The organism is Sporosarcina ureae (genome assembly GCF_002101375.1).
In the GTDB taxonomy this organism is placed as follows: domain Bacteria; phylum Bacillota; class Bacilli; order Bacillales_A; family Planococcaceae; genus Sporosarcina; species Sporosarcina ureae_B.
The window spans coordinates 2,109,181-2,129,093 of record NZ_CP015207.1; the positions used below are offsets into that span (position 1 = coordinate 2,109,181).

The window sequence follows — 19,913 nt, forward strand, 5'->3', positions numbered from 1 at the left end:
CACACACGCGGTGCAAGATTGTCTGTCTTTATCGTATAGTATCTTGATAGGCTAGTGGGGGGAAGGGTTATGGGCAATGGAATACACGCAGTTCACCCTTTCGTGATGTTCTTTTATTATATCTGCATTGGTTTTTTTGCGATGTTCTTCAATCATCCGATCTTTCTGTTAGCCGGTTGCCTTGCATTACTTGCGGTCAATCTTTCGCATGATGGCGGACAGGCTATGAAGCAGTGGATGCCGTTGATGATGACTATGACTGTGCTCATCATTGTGCTCAATCCATTTATTAATTCAAGAGGAACGCATGTGTTCTTTCATCTCTTTGGAAAACAAGTGACGCTAGAAGCGATGCTCTATGGTGTCGTGACAGCGATGTCGTTGTTGATGATTCTTTTGTTATTCGTTTCGTTGAATCTCGTCTTGAACGGTAATAAAATATTATATATTTTCGCAAGAATCGTGCCGAGGACTGCATTTCTAATTATGATGTCCATCCGTTTTGTGCCTTTGCTGAAAAGGCGGTTGACTGAAATTCAGGATGTCCAACGTCTGAAAGGCTTGACGATGACACAGGGAACAGTACGTGAGCGTGCGAAGAGTGGGATGTCAATGTTACAAATTCTGCTGTCATGGTCATTGGAAGAAGCTGTGGAGACTGCGGATTCTATGAAAGCAAGGGGATATGGATCTGGTAAAAGGCGTCCATATATTCCATACCGGATGACGAAGTCGGATAAACAGTGGTTAAGTTATTTAATCGTGGTTTTCGTCATGTGCGTTACGGGTGGATTGATGGGCTATGGAAAGATCGTCATGTATCCGGAACTTGGTACATTGCATTTATCATTGCTTGACTTCGCGGTATTCGCTTGCGGCATGGCCATGGCACTGTTTCCAGTACTTGTAGAAGGGAGAGAACTACTGAAATGGAATTATTCAATTTGAATCACGTCTCGTTTTCTTTTCCGAATACAGATCAGCATGTGCTGAAAGATATTTCACTTTCTATTAATGAAGGAGAATTCCTCGTCATTGGAGGCGCAAGTGGCAGTGGTAAGACGACTTTACTGAAGGTATTGAAGAGGGAATTGACACCGGCGGGACAACTTGAAGGGGAAATTCTCTATAAAGGTAAACTGATCAATGAGTGGGAAGAGCGGCAGATGGTCGAGCAAGTCGGTTATGTTTTCCAGGATCCAGACAATCAAATCGTCATGGATGAAGTGATGCAAGAGATTGTCTTTGGATTGGAGAACTTAGGGTATTCTACTTTTGAAATGCGTAAACGGGTAGCGGAAATGGTGCACTTTTTCGGAGTGGAGGATTTGTTGAATGCAAAGCCTTCCGAGCTGTCTGGTGGTCAGAAGCAGTTGTTAAATCTACTGTCGGTACTACTTATGAAGCCGCGCGTTCTCTTGCTTGATGAACCGACATCACAACTCGATCCGGTGGCGGCAAAAGAGTTGGTACTGATGCTTGAGCGTTTAAATAAAGAAACGGGGATGACGATTGTATTAGTCGAGCACCGTTTGGAAGAATTGTTTGCAGTGGCGGACCGAGTCGTACTGGTGGAATCCGGTCAGATTAGGTATGAAGGGGATAGTCGCCAAGTCATTGGAGAATTATATATGGATCAAGCAACACATTTTTTTCCGTACGTACCTACATTCGCACGACTATATATGGAGTTTGAAGAGAAACCTGTTATTACGGCGATTCCTCTTACGGTGAAAGAATGTAAGCAGTGGATCGGTCGTGAAGAGCATGAAATTGCGCCTGTTGAAGCGCAATCCAATCGATCGAAAGAGCCATGGATACTCGAGATGGACGATGTGTTTTTCCGGTACGAAAAGAAAGCACCATTCGTCTTGAAAAGTTTTACGTTACGTATCCCAAAAGGTCAATTTTTTGCGATGGTTGGAGGAAACGGCAGTGGGAAAACGACTGCTTTACGCACGAGTCTCGGCAGTATAAAACCGCAACGTGGAAAAGTCCGCTTGAATGGGCAAGATATGCGGAAAATGAAGGATTCTGAGTGGATTGGAAAAATTGCCTACTTGCCACAAAATCCTAGAACGTATTTTGTTCAGCAAACGATAGAAGAAGAAATGCAGACTATTGGTGAGCGCTTGAAGCTATCCAATTTAACGGAAAGGATGCATCATTTGCTTGAAGCGTTCGGTATTTCCCATTTACGTACGCGTCATCCGTATGACTGCTCAGGTGGGGAAGTCCAGAAAGCGGCACTTGCCTGTATTTTGCTAGGTGAACCCGAAATGTTGTTCATGGATGAACCGACGAAAGGGATGGATCCGGTTTCGAAGCAGCATTTAGGTGAGTTATTGTATAGTTTGCAGCAAGACGGACTGACCCTTTTCATGGTGACGCATGACATCGGCTTTGCAGCGAGTTATGCACAACGTTGTGCCATGATGTTTGATGGAGAAATCGCAGCAGACGGTACGCCAGATGAATTATTCAAAGGCAATTATTTCTACACGACGGCGATCAATCGCGCGACGCGGGAAACAAAACAGCCTGAAGTATTGACGTATGAGGAGGCTGTGGCGACATGGGTCGTTCGCGAAAGTATTTACTGATTGTTTCTTTAGTATTACTGTCTTTACTTGTCGTTTCGATCGTCTTCTTTCATTACAGAGCGTATTTATTACTGAGTATCATCATGATCGCGGCCATTATGATTCCGTTTTTCGCTCGCTTTGAGTGGCGGGATGTAGGAGGAAGGGAAGTGGTCTTGCTGGCAATGCTTGCAGCGATCGCAGCAGTTGGGCGTGTTCCATTTGCCGGACTTCCGAGCATTCAGCCAACTTCCTTCATTATCATTATGGCAGGGTTAGTCTTTGGTGCGGAGTCAGGTTTCATCGTCGGTGCTGTCGCTGCTATTGTCTCAAATTTTTTTCTCGGGCAAGGGCCTTGGACTCCATGGCAAATGTATGCGTGGGGCATGATGGGAATGACTGCGGGACTATTACGTAATACCGTGTTTATGAAGACGCTTTGGGGGAAAAGTGTGTTTGGTTTCGTCTGGGGCTATATTTTCGGCTGGGTCATGAATGCGTGGGTTATTGTAGGGAATATTGAAGCACTTTCTTGGAAATACGTTGCCGGGATTTTTGCTTCCAGTATCTACTTTGATCTCGCGCATGCCTTATCCAATGTATTTTTCATTTGTGTATTTGGAGCAAGTTGGATGAAGATTTTGCAACGCATTCAGCGGAAGTATGGGTTGCTGTATGAGCAGCCAGATTAACTGGTATACATAAGACACAAAAAGAGTAGCCAAAAATGGCTACTCTTTTTGTGTGCAATGAGTAAAAAGCGAATGATTATATGCGATAACGATGCCTTCTCCTTTAAAAATCACGAAGGATTAAACGGTTGATTACCTTCCGACTGCTTGTTCTTCTTCGAGTTCGCATTCTTATTCTTAGCCGCATCGTTCTGTCCAATTACATCGAAATCGTCAGGACTCAGATCATATCCAAAACCATACTCCTCACGCATGTTCTCATTTTTCTTCTTATTACTCTTTTTGTTAGGCATGTTCGTCACCTCCATTATAGAAGTGTGGCATTCTTATTGGAGATTATACATCACCTATGAGCGGTTGTGACGTTGCATAGAGCGGTTGGATGTGTTCTATGAGCGCTTTTGTGGCATGATAGAGCGCTTGTCCATGTTCTATGAGCACTTGTGAATTTTTAAGAGCGGTTGAAGCAGTATAATGAGCGCAAATGAATTCATTCAAATCTATCTTAAGATTTTCTTCATATTTATCCTCAGTCTTTGTTAAGAGTAGGGTGGTAGAATGAAGGTATTAGTGAGACGGGGTGACGTATATGGCAGAGTTTACAGTGCTTGTAGCAGACGATGATAAGGAAATCCGTGAGGGAATTGAGATTTATTTGAAAAATGAAGGATATCATGTGCTGAAAGCGAAAGATGGTCAAGAAGCGCTAGAGTTGCTGGCGTTGAATGAAATCCATTTATTGATTTTAGATATTATGATGCCGAATATGGATGGGATCACGGCAACATTCAAGATACGGGAAGTACAGAATATCCCCATTATCATGTTAAGTGCGAAAGTGGAAGACTCTGACAAAATACATGGGTTGTCAGTTGGTGCAGATGATTATGTCACGAAGCCATTCCATCCGCTTGAACTGATGGCTCGTGTGAAGTCACAACTTCGCCGGTATGTAATGCTGGGGACGTATGAAGGACAAAAAGTAATTGAAGTAAACGGACTTGTCCTCAATGAAGAAGAGAAGGAGTTGACGGTAAATGGGACACCGGTTCGGCTGACTCCAATTGAATTCAAAATCACGGAACTCCTGATGAAACATCCAGGACGCGTATTTTCAATTAATGAAATATATGAACGTGTGTGGAATGAACAGGCATATAACGCAGAAAATATTGTGGCGGTGCATATCCGAAAGATCCGAGAGAAAATAGAAGCGGATCCGAAAAATCCGCAGTATGTAAAGGTGGTGTGGGGCGTTGGCTACAAAATTGAAAAATAGAAACGGCTTGGTTGGGTCAATCATTGCGATTACGTTAGCTCTGGGTAGCCTACTGTACTGCGCCTCCTATACAGTGGATCTTTTCCTGGACGGCTGGGAACGAGTAAACCTAGCGACTCATTACTTCGGACGAATTATTAGAGGAGGAACCGTGTAATGAACAAAAATATAAAATTGGCCATCTGGTCCGCACTCGTGACGCTTGTAGTGATCGCATTGCCGTCCATTATTCATTATGCGCCGCAGCTTGTTGGCAAGTCGTTTACTGATCAAGAAGAATTTACTTACAGAATGGAACAAGTATATGATAATCTGTCGACTACCGTACTTAATCCAATTGACCTGAAAAAAGCGGAGAAAGAATTAGTGGTTTCACGGGATGAAATTGAAGAGTACCGACAGCGATACGGTACACTTTCTGAACAGCTTGATAATATTCAGCAACAATATGATGAACGAATTACGGATGCGAAAAGCAAGAAAAATGAAACCTTGCTATTGGCTCTAGTTAAAGAGCGGAATATGAAATTGGAAGACATTCAAAAGAACTTTAAAAGCGATCATTACGTGGAAGACAAAATTCGTTTGGAAAAGGCAAATGCTTTAGCGCGTCAAATTAATGAGACAGAAAATAGCCAGGAAACGAATATTCCGATTGCCTACGATCTCGTTAATATTGAAACGGGCGAACGATTTTCTCGGGGAGATGTCGAGGTAACGGCACTCTTTCATCAAAAATTTACTGATGCAACAGGATATTTCAGGGCGAACTCGGCTGTGTATGACAATGGCTATTCCGATTATTCAATGGAACAAGACTCAATGTACACAGATGACGTAGAAGGAACCAGCACGGCGTATGACGATGACTACTTTGATTATTCAATGGAACACGACTCAACCTTCACAGATGATGTAGAAGGAATCAGCAACCCTACGCAATATTTCGAAGGAACAGTTATTATTCCTGCAGATGCTACAGTGTCAGGGGAAATGGCCAAGGAAAATGATCAATTCATTCGTGGAAAATATATGATATATGTATTGTGGATTCTCGGTGTGCTTGCTCTCGCGGCATTGTTTACAGTTATGAAGTTTCAGAAAGAGTGGGTGCTCCAGTCAAGATTCGCTACCACGTATTCACGCTGGAAAATCGATGTGAAAGTAGTCTTTTTACTGTTCACTACGTTTATTCTGACACTTTATTTCCAATCGGCTATCTACAATATCTTCAATCAGTTTAGGTACCTAAGTTTGGGGACAATCGGTAATATCACCGTCAGTTTCTTGCTGGTTGGTGTACTGTTTACTTCATTATTGGCGTTTCAAGTTGTTCATTTATTTATACTATACCGCGAACCTGGACGACTGATGAAGGATTGGCAGGAAAGCTTCACGATGCAATTTGTGAAAGATATTAGAGTCACGTTCAGCAATCGTACGATCGGTGTACAGTTATCGTTGTTACTGATGATCTTTTTCCTTGCCGGCATAGGCTTGGTTGGTGGATTCATGCAACCGACGCTCCTAATCATCTACTTTTTCTGTGTACTGTTTGTCGCACTACCAGCATTATTCATTTTCGTGAAAAAAACAGCTTATTTAACTCGTATATTGGCTGCAACGAATGATATGGCAGCGGGTCATCTGACGCAAGCGATCCCCGTCAAAGGTACATCACAGCTTGCGAAACATGCAGCGAACTTGAATAATCTTCGCGAAGGTGTTCGCGTATCGATTAATGAGCAAGCGAAGAGTGAGCGGTTAAAAACAGAGCTAATTACGAATGTCAGCCATGACTTACGGACGCCGCTTACTTCAATCATTACGTATACGGATTTATTGAAAGATGAGACGTTAACTGCGGAAGAACGCGCGAAATACGTCGGCATTCTGGATCAGAAATCCCAGCGCCTGAAAACGCTCATTGAAGATTTATTTGAAGTATCCAAAATGGCAAGCGGTAATTTAGAAATGGTGAAGCAACGTGTGGATTTGAATCAGTTGATACAACAAGCATTGGCAGAACACGCGGAAGAATTCGTTGATCAAGATTTGCATATTCGAACTACTTTACCTGAAGAGCCAGTGTTTGCGATGGTAGACGGTCAGAAGTGGTGGAGAGTACTTGATAATCTGCTCATCAATGTGTGGAAGTATTCGCTGCCTGGTACCCGAGTGTACGTCAATCTTCAGCAAGTCGGATCGAATGCACGTATCATCTTGAAGAATGTCGCGAAATATGAACTTACAGACAATACGGATGAATTATTCGAACGCTTTAAGAGAGGCGATGAGTCGAGACAAACGGAAGGTTCGGGTCTCGGGCTGGCTATTGCTCAATCTATTGTCGAGTTGCATGGCGGTCGAATGGAAGTGGAAGTGGATGGAGATTTATTCAAAGTGACGATTGATGTCGTAGGTGGGTAAATTGGTGTGGAGTGAGATGGGAGGAAATTCCTGTCTTACTCTTTTTTTAAAATTAAAAAGGAATTAGTTTAGTTTATGGCGAATACGGGTATGTATAGAGAGTGTGGTCTATTGATTCTTGGCTGCATGAAAGGGAGGAATGGTTATATGACAATCGTTGACGGAAAGTATCCAAACAAAAAAGATCTAACTCCGAAATTGGAAGAGATTAATGAACAAAAGGGTGTAGTAGAAGACGTAGTAGTACCAGACGAACTACCTCTTGCCGATCCAGCAGATTCTGATTCAAGTGTAGCATTTAGAGAAAATGCACAGGATGAAACGGGAGAACATAAACCCTCCGCATACAGTCAAAATAAATCACCAAGCCAAAATTATCATGATCTGACACCCGGTGAAAAGTTCCCGTATGGAGATCAGGAAGAATATAATCGTGAATACAACCATGAAGCGCATGACCAGTGGAATGAGCATAAGAATATTAAAAAGCAAGAAGAGAATCCATCGTAAAGTCAGCCTGCCTAAGTGCAAGGCTGTTTTTAGGTTAGAAGAAAGGGTGGAATGAATGGGTGCATTGCAACAATTCTACATGGCGAGAGGTTATACATTAAGTCTCATTAAACGTGCAGACGATTACGCGTGGGACGTTCAACCTGAAGGTTTTTCTAATACTGTACGGTGGAATGTAGGACATATCTATTCATTAACTGAAGATCTTCTTCACCGCGCACTGAATGACTACCCAGTCGATAAGTTAGAGTGGACTGAATTCTTCGCGCCAGGAACGAGTCCATCTACTTGGCCGAGTAGTCCTCCAGTTGAAGAGGAGTTAGTCGCTGCGATGAAAGACCAAAGCAAGCGTATATCGAAACTAACCGAACAACAGCTAGCCCATCGATTGAGTACACCACTTTCTATCGGTAAATTCATTACGATGGAAACTGTCGATGAAGTTCTGCAGTTTCTTACTTGGCATGAAGGTTTGCATGCAGGTTTGATTGATGGCCTAATTAAAGCGAATAAGTAAAATCCGATGTAGCTGTTCAGGAGATCGTAATCGATTTCGTGAGCAGCTTTTTGTGTTTGGTTAAAAGTTTGTTGTTTTGCTTGCGGTGTAAGTAGAAAGCCCATTGTCCTCACTTCGGCGCTGGTGGATGGCTTTCGTTAGATTGTGTAGGGAAGCTAATACACTTCATTCGCAAAAAATAAATGATTAGTATCACAATGTTGCTGTTTTTTTTGCTAGAAACACAAACTAATTCACTTTCCCACAGTAGCGCAGGCACAACTGCGGGGTAGGCCGTGGCCCTGAGACAACTGGCAGGCACTATCGCCAGCTGGCTCAGGGCTGGAGGCAATCCCCCACGTGCCTGCGCGGGTCGAGAAAGCATACGCTCACTAATTTTAGTATCCAACAGCTAGTCGAGCGACGTCCCAACCAAAAGTGAATAAGACCTGCAACCGCGTCGTTATTCTGCCAAATGCGTTTCTTAGTTGGGTAATGTAAAAAGTTCCTTGTTTTGCTAGCCTCTTAGCTGGATAGTGTGTAGGCCACTTCATTCGCGAAAAATAAATGATTAGTATCACAATGTTGCTGTTTTTTTGCTAGAAACACAAACGAATTCACTTTCCCACAATAGCGCAGGCACAACTGCGGGGTAAGCCGTGGCCCTGAGACAACTGGCGGGCACTATCGCCAGCTGGCTCAGGGCTGGAGGCAATCCCCCACGTGCCTGCGCGGGTCCAGAAAGCATACCCTCGCTAATTTTAGTACCTAACAACCAGTCGAGCGACGTCCCAACCAGAAGTGACAAAGACCAGCAGCCGAGTAGTTGTTCTACCAAATGCGTTTCTAAGTTGGGTAACATTCGCAATTTCCCGGTTTGCCAGCCTCTTAGCTGGATAGTGTGTAGGCCACTTCATTCGCAAAAAATAAATGATTAGTATCACAATGTTGCTGTTTTTTTGCTAGAAACACAAACTAATTCACTTTCCCACAGTAGCGCAGGCACAACTGCGGGGTAGGCCGTGGCCCTGAGACAACTGGCGGGCACTATCGCCAGCTGGCTCAGGGCTGGAGGCAATCCCCCACGTGCCTGCGCGGGTCCAGAAAGCATACCCTCGCTAATTTTAGTACCTAACAACCAGTCGAGCGACGTCCCAACCAGAAGTGACAAAGACCAGCAGCCGAGTAGTTGTTCTACCAAATGCGTTTCTAAGTTGGGTAACATTCGCAATTTCCCGGTTTGCCAGCCTCTTAGCTGGATAGTGTGTAGGCCACTTCATTCGCAAAAAATAAATGATTAGTATCACAATGTTGCTGGTTTTTTTGCTAGAAACACAAACGAATTCACTTTCCCACAATAGCGCAGGCACAACTGCGGGGTAGGCCGTGGCCCTGAGACAACTGGCGGGCACTATCGCCAGCTGGCTCAGGGCTGGAGGCAATCCCCCACGTGCCTGCGCGGGTCCGGAAAGCATGCGCTCACTAATTTTAGTACCCAACAGCTAGTCGAGCAACGTCCCAACCAAAAGTGAATAAGACCTGCAACCGCGTAGTTATTCTGCCAAATGCGTTTCTAAGTTGGGTAACATTCGCAATTTCCCGGTTTGCTAGCCCTTTTAAAACTCAACCTAAATAGTTAGCGCAGGTATAACGGCTATCCCCCACGTGCCTGCGCGAATTTGTTTTACTGCCGAAAAATATTCTGGTTTCTGTACCTACTCACACTCAGCCTTAAGTCTGAGTAAGAAATCCGCTATGGGACCGTCGGAGAAAGTGGGAATTCATTATAAACTAAGGATACAAATGAAGGGAGGACATCAACATGAAGAAACTTGGATTAGTTTTACTAGGCATTATAGCAGGTTTAATTCTAGCGCTAAACATAGGTCCAATCATTGTTTTAGCCGTAACAGGCGCGATCGCACTGGTTAGCTACCACTACTGGAGAAAGAGCCAGTCGATGTTCGCGAAAGTAGTCTGGATGACGGTTTTGATCATTAGTGTTATCGGCTCGATTTCAAATATCGGCGCATTCATCGGGATCATCGCGTTGATTGGAGTCTATTATGTATATCGCAAATGGAAAGACCGCAATGTAAACCCGAACGTCATATCTAATGACCCGTTCACAAACTTTGAACGCCAGTGGAATGAACTGACAAAATAAAAGGAGAGATGCACTATGAACGCATTTTGGCACAAATTGAAATATACAGTACAAGAAGAGTTGAATGGTTTGATGGAAAAGCCGCAGAAGAAAGAAAATCCGCTGGAGTTACTGAATCAGTATTTCCTAGATGCGCAAAAGCAAACAGCGGAAATCGGTAAGTTGCTTGAACGTCAAGGAAGACTGAAAGAAGAATTAGAAACCGAATGTCAGGACGCGGATTTGATGGCGATGAAACGTCGTCGTCAGCTAGAACTTGCTGAAGTGACAGGAGATGCAGAGTTGATCGCGTTCGCTCAAGAAGAAGTAGAAGCATATGAAGGACGAGTTGCCCGTTTGTCTACGAGTATCCAAGACGCTACGAAAGAATTGCTGTCATTGGAACGGAAATTTGAAGAGATGAAGCATCGCGTGAAGGATATGCGTGTTCGCCAGTTACAATTGATGGGCAAAGAGAATGTGACACGCGCGCAAGAAAAAATGGATCGATTCGTTAAGCCCGATCAGTCATTTTCTACGCTTGATGACTTGCATTCGTACATCGAAAATCTGGGTGGAAGAACGAGAACGCCGCAAACGCACTCGTCAATGGAGCAACGTCTAGATTCTTTAGAGAAATCTAACGCAAAATCTCAAGATATTGTGTAAACTATAAGAGGAAGCATCGCGCTTCCTCTATCGAGAAGGGAGAGTATGGAATGGCTAAGAAGGATTCTACTAAAGTTTCGGTATATGTGCTTGCTCTTTTGACGATTGCTTTCGTCGAATCCATGGTGTTTTCAAACGGTAATTTCATCTTCCTCCTTCTCGGTTGGGGATTTCTCGATTACGGTTATCGAAAACGTGGGAAATGGACAGCGATCACAGGAATTGTCTTTATCGTAATTGCACTTCTGACATTATGGAGTGTGCGGCTGCTGATTTTAGCCATTGTCTTGTATATTATAATGAAGCTATGGAAAGGCATACCGGCTAGTGAAGTGTTTGGTGATTTACAAAAGCCTCGAGTTAGACGATCGCAAGGTATGTGGAGAAACCGCTTATTTTCGATCCAATCGACTCCGTTCGCGACGTATGAGTGGGAAGATATTCATATGCAAGGGTTTTTCGGTGACGTGCATGTCGATGTGACCGATACGGTATTGCCTAAAGGGGCTTCGTTTATTTCGGTTCGGCAAATTTTTGGTAAAGTGCGTATTGAACTACCTTACGATATCCCAGTGCGAATTCATTATGCCACGCTGTACGGTGAAGCGAATATTTTAGGCAAGGCCCAAAAGCAATTGTTCAATGAAACCTTACAAGAACATGATGGCTATGAAACAAAGCGGCCGAATGATCCCGAGTTGATTATTTCGGTATTTACTTGGATCGGCGATGTGGAGGTGCGTAGAAAATGAAGGCAATCATTGGTCGCACCATTTTCTTGACGTTGATGTTTAGTTTGATCGTCGCGGTCTTTTTCTATTTGTTCATTGATGTATCGATTGCGGAATATCAAAGGTTGCTACTCGATACAGAAGCGGCGGATATGCCGTTGCTCGTTTGGTTGTTCACAACAATTTTCATCATCGGTTTAGGAATTGCTAGCTGGGTCAGCTTGAACAGTAGGATGAAAGAAAATATCATTACCGGAAAACTGCAGCATTTATATGCTAAACAGGAATTTACGAGCTCAAATAAAATGAAAAAACAGACGAATCGTTCCATTGAACAGCTTTATGAAGTACTCGAAGCACAGCGGAACAGTTTGCGTAAGATTACTGATGAGCGTGTCGAGACACAAGATAAAATCATTCAGGAACGGATCATTCAAGAACGCCAAAGATTGGCGAGAGAACTGCATGACTCTGTGTCCCAGCAATTGTTCGCGGCGTCTATGTTATTGTCGGCACTTGCGGAACAAGCGGAAGAAGGTCCGATAAGCAAGCCGTTATTGCAAGTAGAAAGAATGGTTCAACAAGCGCAATTAGAAATGCGAGCTTTACTTCTTCATTTACGTCCGGCAGCATTGCATAATCAAACGCTTGCGAAAGGTCTCGAAGAGTTACTGAGTGAATTGCAGGAAAAAGTGACGTTTGATATTACACATCGATTAGAAGATATCGAGCTATCTAAAGGTGCGGAAGATCATTTATTCCGGATTGCACAAGAAACATTGTCGAATACACTTCGTCATGCACAGGCGACGGAAGTAGAAATTTTATTAATCGAACGTGATGGATTGGCGATTTTGCGCGTGCAAGACAATGGCGTTGGATTTAAGCAGGATGATGGCAAAGGTGGATCTTATGGTCTGCAGAATGTGAAGGAACGTGCGATTGAGATCGGTGGCAGTTGTAAGATTGTCTCGGTACCTTCTCAAGGAACGATCATAGAAGTGAAATTACCGATTTTGAAAGGGGAGCTGGCGGATGATTCGAGTGCTGTTGGTAGATGATCATGAAATGGTGCGCATTGGCGTATCGACGTATTTGCAAATGCAACCGGATATCGAAGTGATTGCGGAGGCGGAAAATGGTCAGATAGGCGTTGAGAAAGCGCTGGATTTGCGTCCGGATATTATTTTGATGGACATGGTCATGCCTGTCATGAATGGCGCCGAGGCGACGGCTGCGATTATCGCTAACTGGCCGGAAGCGAAGGTCATCATCGTCACGAGTTTCCTCGATGACGATAAATTATACCCCGCACTTGAAGCAGGTGCTGTCAGTTATATTTTAAAAACGTCCAACGCAAAGCGGGTGGCGGATGCTATTAGGGAAACTATGCAAGGGCAAACGGTACTCGAGCCCGAAGTGACATCTAAAATGATGACAAAAATGCGCGGTGCCCAGACACATGCCTTGCATGAAGATTTAACTGATCGTGAGCTAGAAGTATTATTATTATTGGCCAAAGGTAAATCTAATCAGGAAATTGCGGATGAGCTATTCATTGCGTTAAAAACGGTTAAGACCCATGTCAGTAATGTATTATCCAAATTGGAAGTCCAAGACCGCACTCAAGCGGTTATTTATGCGTTTCAAAACAAATTAACGGTTTGATAGTCTATTAGTAAAAATTTCAACATAGTAGTAGATAGACGATAAAACTGTGGATAAACAGCATTTTTAATTAGAATAGTCTGAAGTCACGGACTTCTCCACAATCTATCCACGTACTATGTGTATAAGTATTCAGTTTTATGCAAAAACGAAAAAGTATGCACATGTGGATAAAAAATATTCCGCCGGAAACTTATCCACTATTTGTTACGTCATGGTAGACTGGGTAAAAGAAAATAGAATAGCAGAAGGGAAACCTTCGCGGAAAGAGAGTCATATGGAATTATTTGATTTAATAAAAGCGCTAATTTTAGGGTTTGTAGAAGGTATGACGGAATTCGCGCCTGTTTCTTCGACGGGTCATTTGATTATTGTCGATGATATGTGGCTGAAGACGGAAGAATTCCTTGGGAAATATCCCGCGATTACATTTAAAATAGTGATTCAGCTCGGTTCGATCTTGGCTGTAGTCGTTGTGTTTTGGAAACGGTTATTTAGTTTAGTCGGTTTGTATAAAGTAGATAGCGATGTCAAGATGAGCGAGCGTTTCAATTTGCTACACGTAATCGTTGGTATGTTGCCGGCTGTTATTTTAGGTTTTGCACTGAAAGATTTAATTGATGATTATTTATTCGGTGTAGAAACGGTTATTTTTGCGCTAGTTGCAGGTGCGGTGTTGATGATTGCAGCGGATAAATTTGGACCGAAAAATCCACGTGTACAGACGCTGGATCAGATTACATATAAACAGGCATTTACAGTGGGATTGGTTCAGTGTTTGTCATTGTGGCCAGGGTTTTCACGTTCGGGTGCGACGATTTCCGGCGGTGTGTTATTTGGGATGAATCACCGGACGGCTGCTGACTTTACGTTCATCATGGCGGTTCCAATTATGATGGGTGCGAGTCTTGTGTCGGTGTTGAAGAACTGGGAGTATATGTCGATGGATGACATAGGATTCTATGTGGTTGGTTTCTTGAGTGCGTTTGTATTCGCGCTGATTTCGATTCGCTTCTTCTTGAAGTTGATTTCGAAGGTCAAGTTGATGCCGTTTGCAATTTATCGTATTGTGCTGGCAGCGATCTTGGCAATGATTGTGTTTTTATAAGAAGTTAGACGACCTTTGCAGAATTTGCAGAGGTCGTTTTTTGTGGAATGAAATAGGATAGGTTGACGGGGATAGGGGAGGGGATTTGCGCTTCGGAGGGGACGCTTTCCTGCGGGCATGGCTTGAGCCCATGGGGAAGCATCCCCTATCTGAAGTTGCAATCCCTTCATACTCACCAGTTTACTGTTCCGGCTTTAAATTACTGTATACCTTTTTCCTACTTCTGCAATTTCCACCAAACCACTGAACGTTTTCTCTGCTTCGTTCAAAATCTCATGGATATTCCCGTGAGGTGGCAGATGGGTGAGGACGAGTTGCCCGACTTCGGCTTGCTGTGCAAGTGCACCTGCTTGGCTACCTGCTAGGTGACCCGGTGATTTGTCGAGGTGTTCTTCGTATAGATTGGCCTCGCAGAATACGATGTCGGCATGTTGCGAGAATGCCACGAGCTTGTCCGACCATTCCGTATCGGCAGTGAAAACCGCAGACTTGCCTCCTACTGTGAACTTCATGGCTAGGCAGTAGACGGGATGGATAGTTGGACAAAATGTTACGGTAAATGGGCCGATTTGGACGGATTGATTTTCTTGAATTTCGATACCTTGTGTTTGCTCTTTATACGTCAACTTCGCAAACTGTTCCTCGTCCTGCGCGTGCCCGTAAATAGGTAGTGGTGGGGAAGGGTGTCCAAGGTAGTACTGAATCAACCGGCTATATTGCAAGCTTCCTATGTCTGCGATGTGATCTGCGTGATAGTGGCTGATGACGACCGCGTCGAGCTGTTCCAGTGCGATATGATTTTGCAGGGAAGATAGTACGCCACTTCCGCAGTCGAACAGGCAATGGAATCCTTCGTGTTCGATGAGAAATGAAGAGGTGGCGCTGTTTGCTTTTGGGTAGCCGCCCCAGATGCCTAAAGGGATGATGTTCATGTGAATTCCTCCTGTTTGGTTATTTACATACTTTTATTGTAAGTGAAGGGTGAGGAAAAGTCGTAAAGTAGGTATTTTTTTTTGAGGTGCCGACTCTAAGCGCCACCTTTCACTTTTGGTTCATCTAGTTCAAGCGGCTAGGATCTCGGGTCATAAGCCGTGCCGGTCGTGAGGCAAAAGGCGCCTCAAGTCCAGCCCGTCTTATGCCTGCCGATCCTGTCGAGCCGCTTTCACTTTTGGTTCATCCAGTTACAGGTGGCAGAGTCTCGGGTCATAAGTCAAAGCTGCTGTGCGGCAAAAAGCGCCGCTTCGCATCTTCGTCTTATGCCTGCCGACTCTAAGCGCCACCTTTCACTTTTGGTTCATCCAGTTCAAGCGGCTAGGATCTCGGGTCATAAGCCGTGCCGGTCGTGAGGCAAAAGGCGCCTCAAGTCCAGCCCGTCTTATGCCTGTCGATCCTATCGAGCCGCTTTCACTTTTGGTTCATCCAGTTACAGGTGGCAGAGTCTCGGGTCATAAGTCAAAGCTGCTGTGCGGCAAAAAGCGCCGCTTCGCACCTTCGCCTTATGCCTGCCGACTCTAAACGCCACCTTTCACTTTTGGTTCATCCATGCGATAATAGAGAAAATACACTTTGAGGATGACGATATGAGTAAATTAGTTGAAATACAGTTAAATGCACAGGGCACGGTGGCTTTGAAGAAGGGGTATCCTTTGATTTTGAAGGATGCTGTGATGAGTAGTGAGATTCAGGCGAAGGAAGGTAGTTTGATTCGTCTGACGGATCGTTATCATAAATATTTGGCTACAGGTTATTATGGAATTCAAAATAAAGGAATTGGCTGGGTGCTGACTTCGAATGAGAGAGAAGAGATTGACTTTGATTTCTTCGATCAGAAAATGGCGACTGCGTTTGAGCGTCGTGACGCGTATATGAAAGATCCGAATACGACGGCTTTCCGTTTGTTTAATGGAGAAGGCGACGGAATTGGTGGCGTGACGATCGATTATTTCGATGGCTATTATATGGTCAGCTGGTATAGTGAAGGGATTTATGCGTTCCGTCATCACGTGTATAACGTGTTGGATAAGCGTGGGGGTTACAAAGCGGTTTACGAGAAAAAGCGTTTTGATTCACAAGGGCAGTATGTGGAACAGGATGATTTCGTTCAAGGGACGCCTGGAGATTTTCCGATCATCGTCAAGGAAAATGGCATGAACTTTGCGATTGATTTGAATGATGGTGCGATGACGGGAGTTTTCCTTGATCAGCGCGATGTACGTGAGGCGATTCGGGACAACTATTCAGAAGGTCGCGAAGTGTTGAATACGTTCTCTTATACAGGAGCGTTTTCGGTTGCTGCTATTTTAGGTGGCGCGAAGAAAACGACGAATGTGGATTTGGCGAAGCGTAGTGTCGCGAAGACAATCGAGCAGTTCAGTGTCAACGGTATCGATTACGAGCAGCAAGATATTAAAGTGATGGATGTCTTTGACTATTTCCGTTATGCAAAGCGTCATGACATGAAATTCGGACTAGTTGTACTGGATCCGCCGAGCTTTGCGCGTTCGAAGAAGTATACGTTTAGTACAGCGAAGGATTATCCTATGCTGATGAAAGAAGCGATTGCGGTTACGGAGAAGAACGGTATTATCGTAGCTTCCACAAATAACGCGAGCTTTAGTATGAAGAAGTTCAAAGGCTTCATTGAGCAAGCTTTCAAGGAGACGGATATGCGCTATAAAGTACTCGAAGAATCGTCATTACCAAGAGACTTCCGTACGCCGCGTGATTATCCTGAATTTAATTATTTAAAAGTCGTTATTGTGCAGAAGTTGCGTTAATTCGTCACAAAAAGTAGAGTGACAATGTCAATATTTCCTAGTACGATGGATTCAATGAAGTCGTGAAACGGGAGGTAAACATATGAAGCGAGTACTTGCGCTGTTGGCTGTGCTGTCTGTCTTGGTACTAACTGGCTGTTCCAATGTGTATAGCGAGGAAGACGGCTACCGCATGGCGATCATCAATCAAGGGTTCCCTGTTCCAAAAGAAGCTTATGAAGTGAAAGCAGAGGATTGCGTAGGGGAAATTACTAAATCGGCGAAGTATAAGTTGAAAGGCATCGGTGACTCGGAAGGCAATCCGCCAGATCATTATTTGCGTACGATCGAAGAATGGGGCTGGACGGAGATGCTGGAAGACCGCAGAGGATCCATTCATTTCTATGAGAAACAAGGCAAGATCATGTCGCTCAATATTAAAGAGAACGTCTTTGATGTATTTGAAATGACGAGCGCAACGGAATCATAAGTTAGGTGGCGAGAGTATGGAGACGAAAAAACCGAAGCTAGACATAGAGAAACCTGCTGTTGCAAAAGCGTTCGATGTGTTGGTTATCGCTTTATTCGCTGCTGCTCTCGTCTATTTAGTGTTGCAGTGGAATCAATTGCCGGATCGTATTCCTGCGCATTTTGGAGCGAATGGGGAAGTGGACCGTTACGGTTCGAGAATGGAATTACTGCTGTTACCAGTCATTGGTATCGTTATGTGGGTAGGGATGTGGAAGCTGGAGAAGTATCCGCATACGTATAACTACTTGAATTTGCGTCCTGATAACGTAGAAATCCAGTACCGCTATGGCTTGCTATTCATGAATGTCATGAAAAACATTTCGACACTACTATTTGTCTTTCTCATATGGCAGTCGGTCGATATCGCTTTGGCTCGAATCGGATCATTGAACATGCCTTTGCTCATCACGATACTTGCACTATTATTTGGTTCGATGGGTGTCTATTTGTATAAAGTACTAAAGTTATAGAAAATGCCTGAAATGTATTCCTAACATTCTGCCAATAAACGAATCTATTGATCACCTCTTATCGTATACTCCTGATAAGAGGTGATTTTTTATGAAATGGAAACTGTTATTTGTCTCTTTACTAGCCTTCTTTGTTCTGCCGACAACGGCTGGGGCAGTAGATTTCAGCATTTCGGACGTAAAAATCAACGCGCAGTTGGAAGGGGATGGTTCCGTTCAGGTTAACGAGCAGCATACGTATGATTTTGACAGTGGATTTAACGGAATCATTCGAAAAATACAACCCAAAAAAGGGGCATCAATTGAAGACTTTAAAGCCTCTGAAAAGGGTAAACAGTTAGAGATTGAGAAGCGCGACACGGAATATCGTGTACACCGCAAAGGAGACAGCGAAGTCATAGTCTTTGATTTGCAGTACACGATTAGAAATGGAATGGAAAAATATACAGATGGCGCGCAGTTCTATTGGCCGTTTTTTGACCATCGTAATGAAACGCATTATGGCAATATGACGATTACCATCGTCCCTCCTAGTAAAGCGTCTGACGTAATGTTCATCGGCTATGACAGTGCGGAAGAGACAGGGGAAGTACAAGCGAAAGGAACGGTCGTATTTTCATTGGGAAAAGTCCATGCGGGAAACAATGGTGATATTCGCGTGATCTATGAACCGTCTTTATTTCCAGCCATGACCGCGGTAGATGCCGACATTCGCCCAACGGTCAAAAAAGATCAGGAAATGGTAGCTATGCTACATGAGAAATACATTGAGAGCCAAAAGATTGTAGGTACTGTGGGTAGTGTTAGTGCAGCAGCGGGAGTTTTTGGAGTCGGTTTGATTGGCTTTTTCGCGAATGCGAGGAGGAAAAGATTTAGGAAGGAAGCGCACTATCAAATGGAGTCGAATGGCTTTTACGTTCCCACGAATGATATGAGCTTACCGGCTGTACTTCTTTTCAAGAATGGAGCAGCTTCCATCGAGCTAATGTCCGCCGCATTGCTTGATCTCGTTCGTAAAGGGAATGTGAAACAACTATCCGATGAGGAGTTTGAATTGGTCGATGCGAACGTAAAATTAGAACACGAGAAGCAATTAATTCAGCTGCTATTTTTCCAAATCGGCCAGGATCAAAAGTTCACATTGGGCAAGTTGAAAAGTTACACGAAAGAAGAGAAGAATTATGAAGCATTTGATAAGAAATTTATCATGTGGAAAGATCTTTTAAAAGCAGAGTTGAATGAATACAAAGTGAAGGCCAAGACTACAAAAGAACGCGTAATCCTAAGTCTAATTGGTACACTTGGAATTGGATTGGCCATCGCTTTTATTTATTATGAGTTATATTTGCAACTAGTTCTAGTAGGGATTTTGACGTTAGGTGCATTTGGGTTCGCATTGTTTTACAGTCCGTATAATTATGAAGGGACTTTGCTCAAACTTGAGTGGGAGCGAGTAGGTCAATGGATGAAGGAACTGGATACGAAGAAATGGGAAATCTTATCGCTTGATGATCGATTCCGTGTATTAATTTATGGAGTAGGTGTAAAGCATCCCGAACTGGACGCGTATTACAAGGACTTCGTCAGTGTCCAAAAGCAGCTTGATCAACATCGCACTCGTTATGATGAAAGACATCGACAGGATACGGCAGACGCACAGTACGGAAACGCCTATTATGGCGGTGTTGTCTACAATCCTATATTCCTAACAGGTTCTTTCAATCAAGCGTCGACCAATGTTTCGAACAACGCTCCAAGTAGTGACAGTAGCAGTAGCAGTGGAGGCGGAACAGGTGGTGGAGGTGGTGGATCGGGTGCGTTTTAAGATAAGTAAAAGGAGTGAAT

At 43.9% G+C, this 19,913-nt stretch carries 19 protein-coding genes; 17 read left to right on the plus strand and 2 right to left on the minus strand.

Annotation, left to right across the window (positions count from 1 at the left end; translation table 11 throughout):
* The first annotated feature begins 69 nt into the window (after positions 1-69).
* From SporoP8_RS10420 to SporoP8_RS10430, 3 genes are read left to right on the plus strand one after another with little or no spacing between them, the layout of a single operon-like run.
* Entirely contained in the window at positions 70-948 is an 879-nt protein-coding gene (locus SporoP8_RS10420) for an energy-coupling factor transporter transmembrane component T (protein ID WP_085132432.1), read from the plus strand.
* Complete coding sequence (locus SporoP8_RS10425; protein WP_085132433.1) at positions 930-2,603, plus strand: ABC transporter ATP-binding protein; 1,674 nt, start codon at positions 930-932, stop codon at positions 2,601-2,603. Before SporoP8_RS10420 ends, SporoP8_RS10425 begins: the two co-directional genes overlap by 19 nt.
* Positions 2,576-3,274, plus strand: coding sequence for an ECF transporter S component (locus tag SporoP8_RS10430; protein WP_085132434.1), 699 nt, complete (start codon positions 2,576-2,578; stop codon positions 3,272-3,274). The genes SporoP8_RS10425 and SporoP8_RS10430 overlap by 28 nt, the downstream gene beginning before the upstream one ends.
* 110 nt (positions 3,275-3,384) lie before the next feature.
* On the opposite strand, the gene SporoP8_RS10435 is transcribed toward SporoP8_RS10430, so the two are convergent.
* On the minus strand, positions 3,385-3,567 hold the full coding sequence (locus tag SporoP8_RS10435) for a hypothetical protein (protein ID WP_085132435.1): 183 nt from the start codon (positions 3,565-3,567) through the stop codon (positions 3,385-3,387).
* 296 nt (positions 3,568-3,863) lie between these two features.
* Here SporoP8_RS10435 and SporoP8_RS10440 point away from each other — a divergent pair, with 296 nt between their 5' ends.
* The 10 genes from SporoP8_RS10440 (at position 3,864) to SporoP8_RS10500 (ending at position 14,311) form a co-directional block, all read left to right on the plus strand.
* Positions 3,864-4,553 carry a response regulator transcription factor gene (locus tag SporoP8_RS10440; RefSeq protein WP_085132436.1) on the plus strand — a complete coding sequence of 230 codons (690 nt, stop codon included), beginning with the start codon at positions 3,864-3,866 and terminating at the stop codon, positions 4,551-4,553.
* A gap of 156 nt (positions 4,554-4,709) precedes the next feature.
* On the plus strand, positions 4,710-6,983 hold the full coding sequence (locus SporoP8_RS10450) for a sensor histidine kinase (RefSeq protein WP_085132438.1): 2,274 nt from the start codon (positions 4,710-4,712) through the stop codon (positions 6,981-6,983).
* Between the two features lie 147 nt (positions 6,984-7,130).
* Positions 7,131-7,493: a hypothetical protein gene (locus SporoP8_RS10455; protein WP_085132439.1), complete on the plus strand. Its 363-nt coding sequence runs from the start codon at positions 7,131-7,133 to the stop codon at positions 7,491-7,493.
* 55 nt (positions 7,494-7,548) lie between these two features.
* Positions 7,549-8,010: a DinB family protein gene (locus SporoP8_RS10460; RefSeq protein ID WP_085132440.1), complete on the plus strand. Its 462-nt coding sequence runs from the start codon at positions 7,549-7,551 to the stop codon at positions 8,008-8,010.
* A 1,801-nt stretch (positions 8,011-9,811) separates the two neighbouring features.
* Complete coding sequence (locus SporoP8_RS10475; RefSeq protein WP_085132443.1) at positions 9,812-10,156, plus strand: lmo0954 family membrane protein; 345 nt, start codon at positions 9,812-9,814, stop codon at positions 10,154-10,156.
* Between the two features lie 15 nt (positions 10,157-10,171).
* Positions 10,172-10,804, plus strand: coding sequence for a PspA/IM30 family protein (locus tag SporoP8_RS10480; protein ID WP_085132444.1), 633 nt, complete (start codon positions 10,172-10,174; stop codon positions 10,802-10,804).
* 50 nt (positions 10,805-10,854) lie between these two features.
* A complete protein-coding gene (gene liaF, locus SporoP8_RS10485) occupies positions 10,855-11,556 on the plus strand; it encodes a cell wall-active antibiotics response protein LiaF (RefSeq protein ID WP_085132445.1) in 702 nt (233 codons plus the stop codon).
* The gene (locus tag SporoP8_RS10490; protein ID WP_085132446.1) at positions 11,553-12,596 is read left to right on the plus strand and encodes a sensor histidine kinase; all 1,044 of its coding nucleotides are present in this window, start codon (positions 11,553-11,555) and stop codon (positions 12,594-12,596) included. Before liaF ends, SporoP8_RS10490 begins: the two co-directional genes overlap by 4 nt.
* Positions 12,571-13,203 carry a response regulator gene (locus SporoP8_RS10495; protein WP_085132447.1) on the plus strand — a complete coding sequence of 211 codons (633 nt, stop codon included), beginning with the start codon at positions 12,571-12,573 and terminating at the stop codon, positions 13,201-13,203. Before SporoP8_RS10490 ends, SporoP8_RS10495 begins: the two co-directional genes overlap by 26 nt.
* 277 nt (positions 13,204-13,480) lie before the next feature.
* Positions 13,481-14,311, plus strand: a complete 831-nt coding sequence (locus tag SporoP8_RS10500; RefSeq protein WP_085133612.1) for an undecaprenyl-diphosphate phosphatase — start codon at positions 13,481-13,483, stop codon at positions 14,309-14,311.
* Positions 14,312-14,505: 194 nt separating this feature from the next.
* On the opposite strand, the gene SporoP8_RS10505 is transcribed toward SporoP8_RS10500, so the two are convergent.
* Complete coding sequence (locus tag SporoP8_RS10505; RefSeq protein WP_085132448.1) at positions 14,506-15,243, minus strand: MBL fold metallo-hydrolase; 738 nt, start codon at positions 15,241-15,243, stop codon at positions 14,506-14,508.
* A gap of 648 nt (positions 15,244-15,891) precedes the next feature.
* Here SporoP8_RS10505 and SporoP8_RS10510 point away from each other — a divergent pair.
* The 4 genes from SporoP8_RS10510 to SporoP8_RS10525 all read left to right on the plus strand — a co-directional run bounded on the left by SporoP8_RS10510 (position 15,892) and on the right by SporoP8_RS10525 (position 19,893).
* Entirely contained in the window at positions 15,892-17,088 is a 1,197-nt protein-coding gene (locus tag SporoP8_RS10510) for a class I SAM-dependent rRNA methyltransferase (protein WP_085132449.1), read from the plus strand.
* Positions 17,089-17,170: 82 nt separating this feature from the next.
* Positions 17,171-17,557, plus strand: coding sequence for a hypothetical protein (locus SporoP8_RS10515; RefSeq protein WP_085132450.1), 387 nt, complete (start codon positions 17,171-17,173; stop codon positions 17,555-17,557).
* A gap of 16 nt (positions 17,558-17,573) precedes the next feature.
* Entirely contained in the window at positions 17,574-18,068 is a 495-nt protein-coding gene (locus SporoP8_RS10520) for a DUF1648 domain-containing protein (protein WP_085132451.1), read from the plus strand.
* A gap of 91 nt (positions 18,069-18,159) precedes the next feature.
* Positions 18,160-19,893, plus strand: a complete 1,734-nt coding sequence (locus tag SporoP8_RS10525) for a DUF2207 domain-containing protein (RefSeq protein WP_085132452.1) — start codon at positions 18,160-18,162, stop codon at positions 19,891-19,893.
* Positions 19,894-19,913 lie beyond the last annotated feature (20 nt).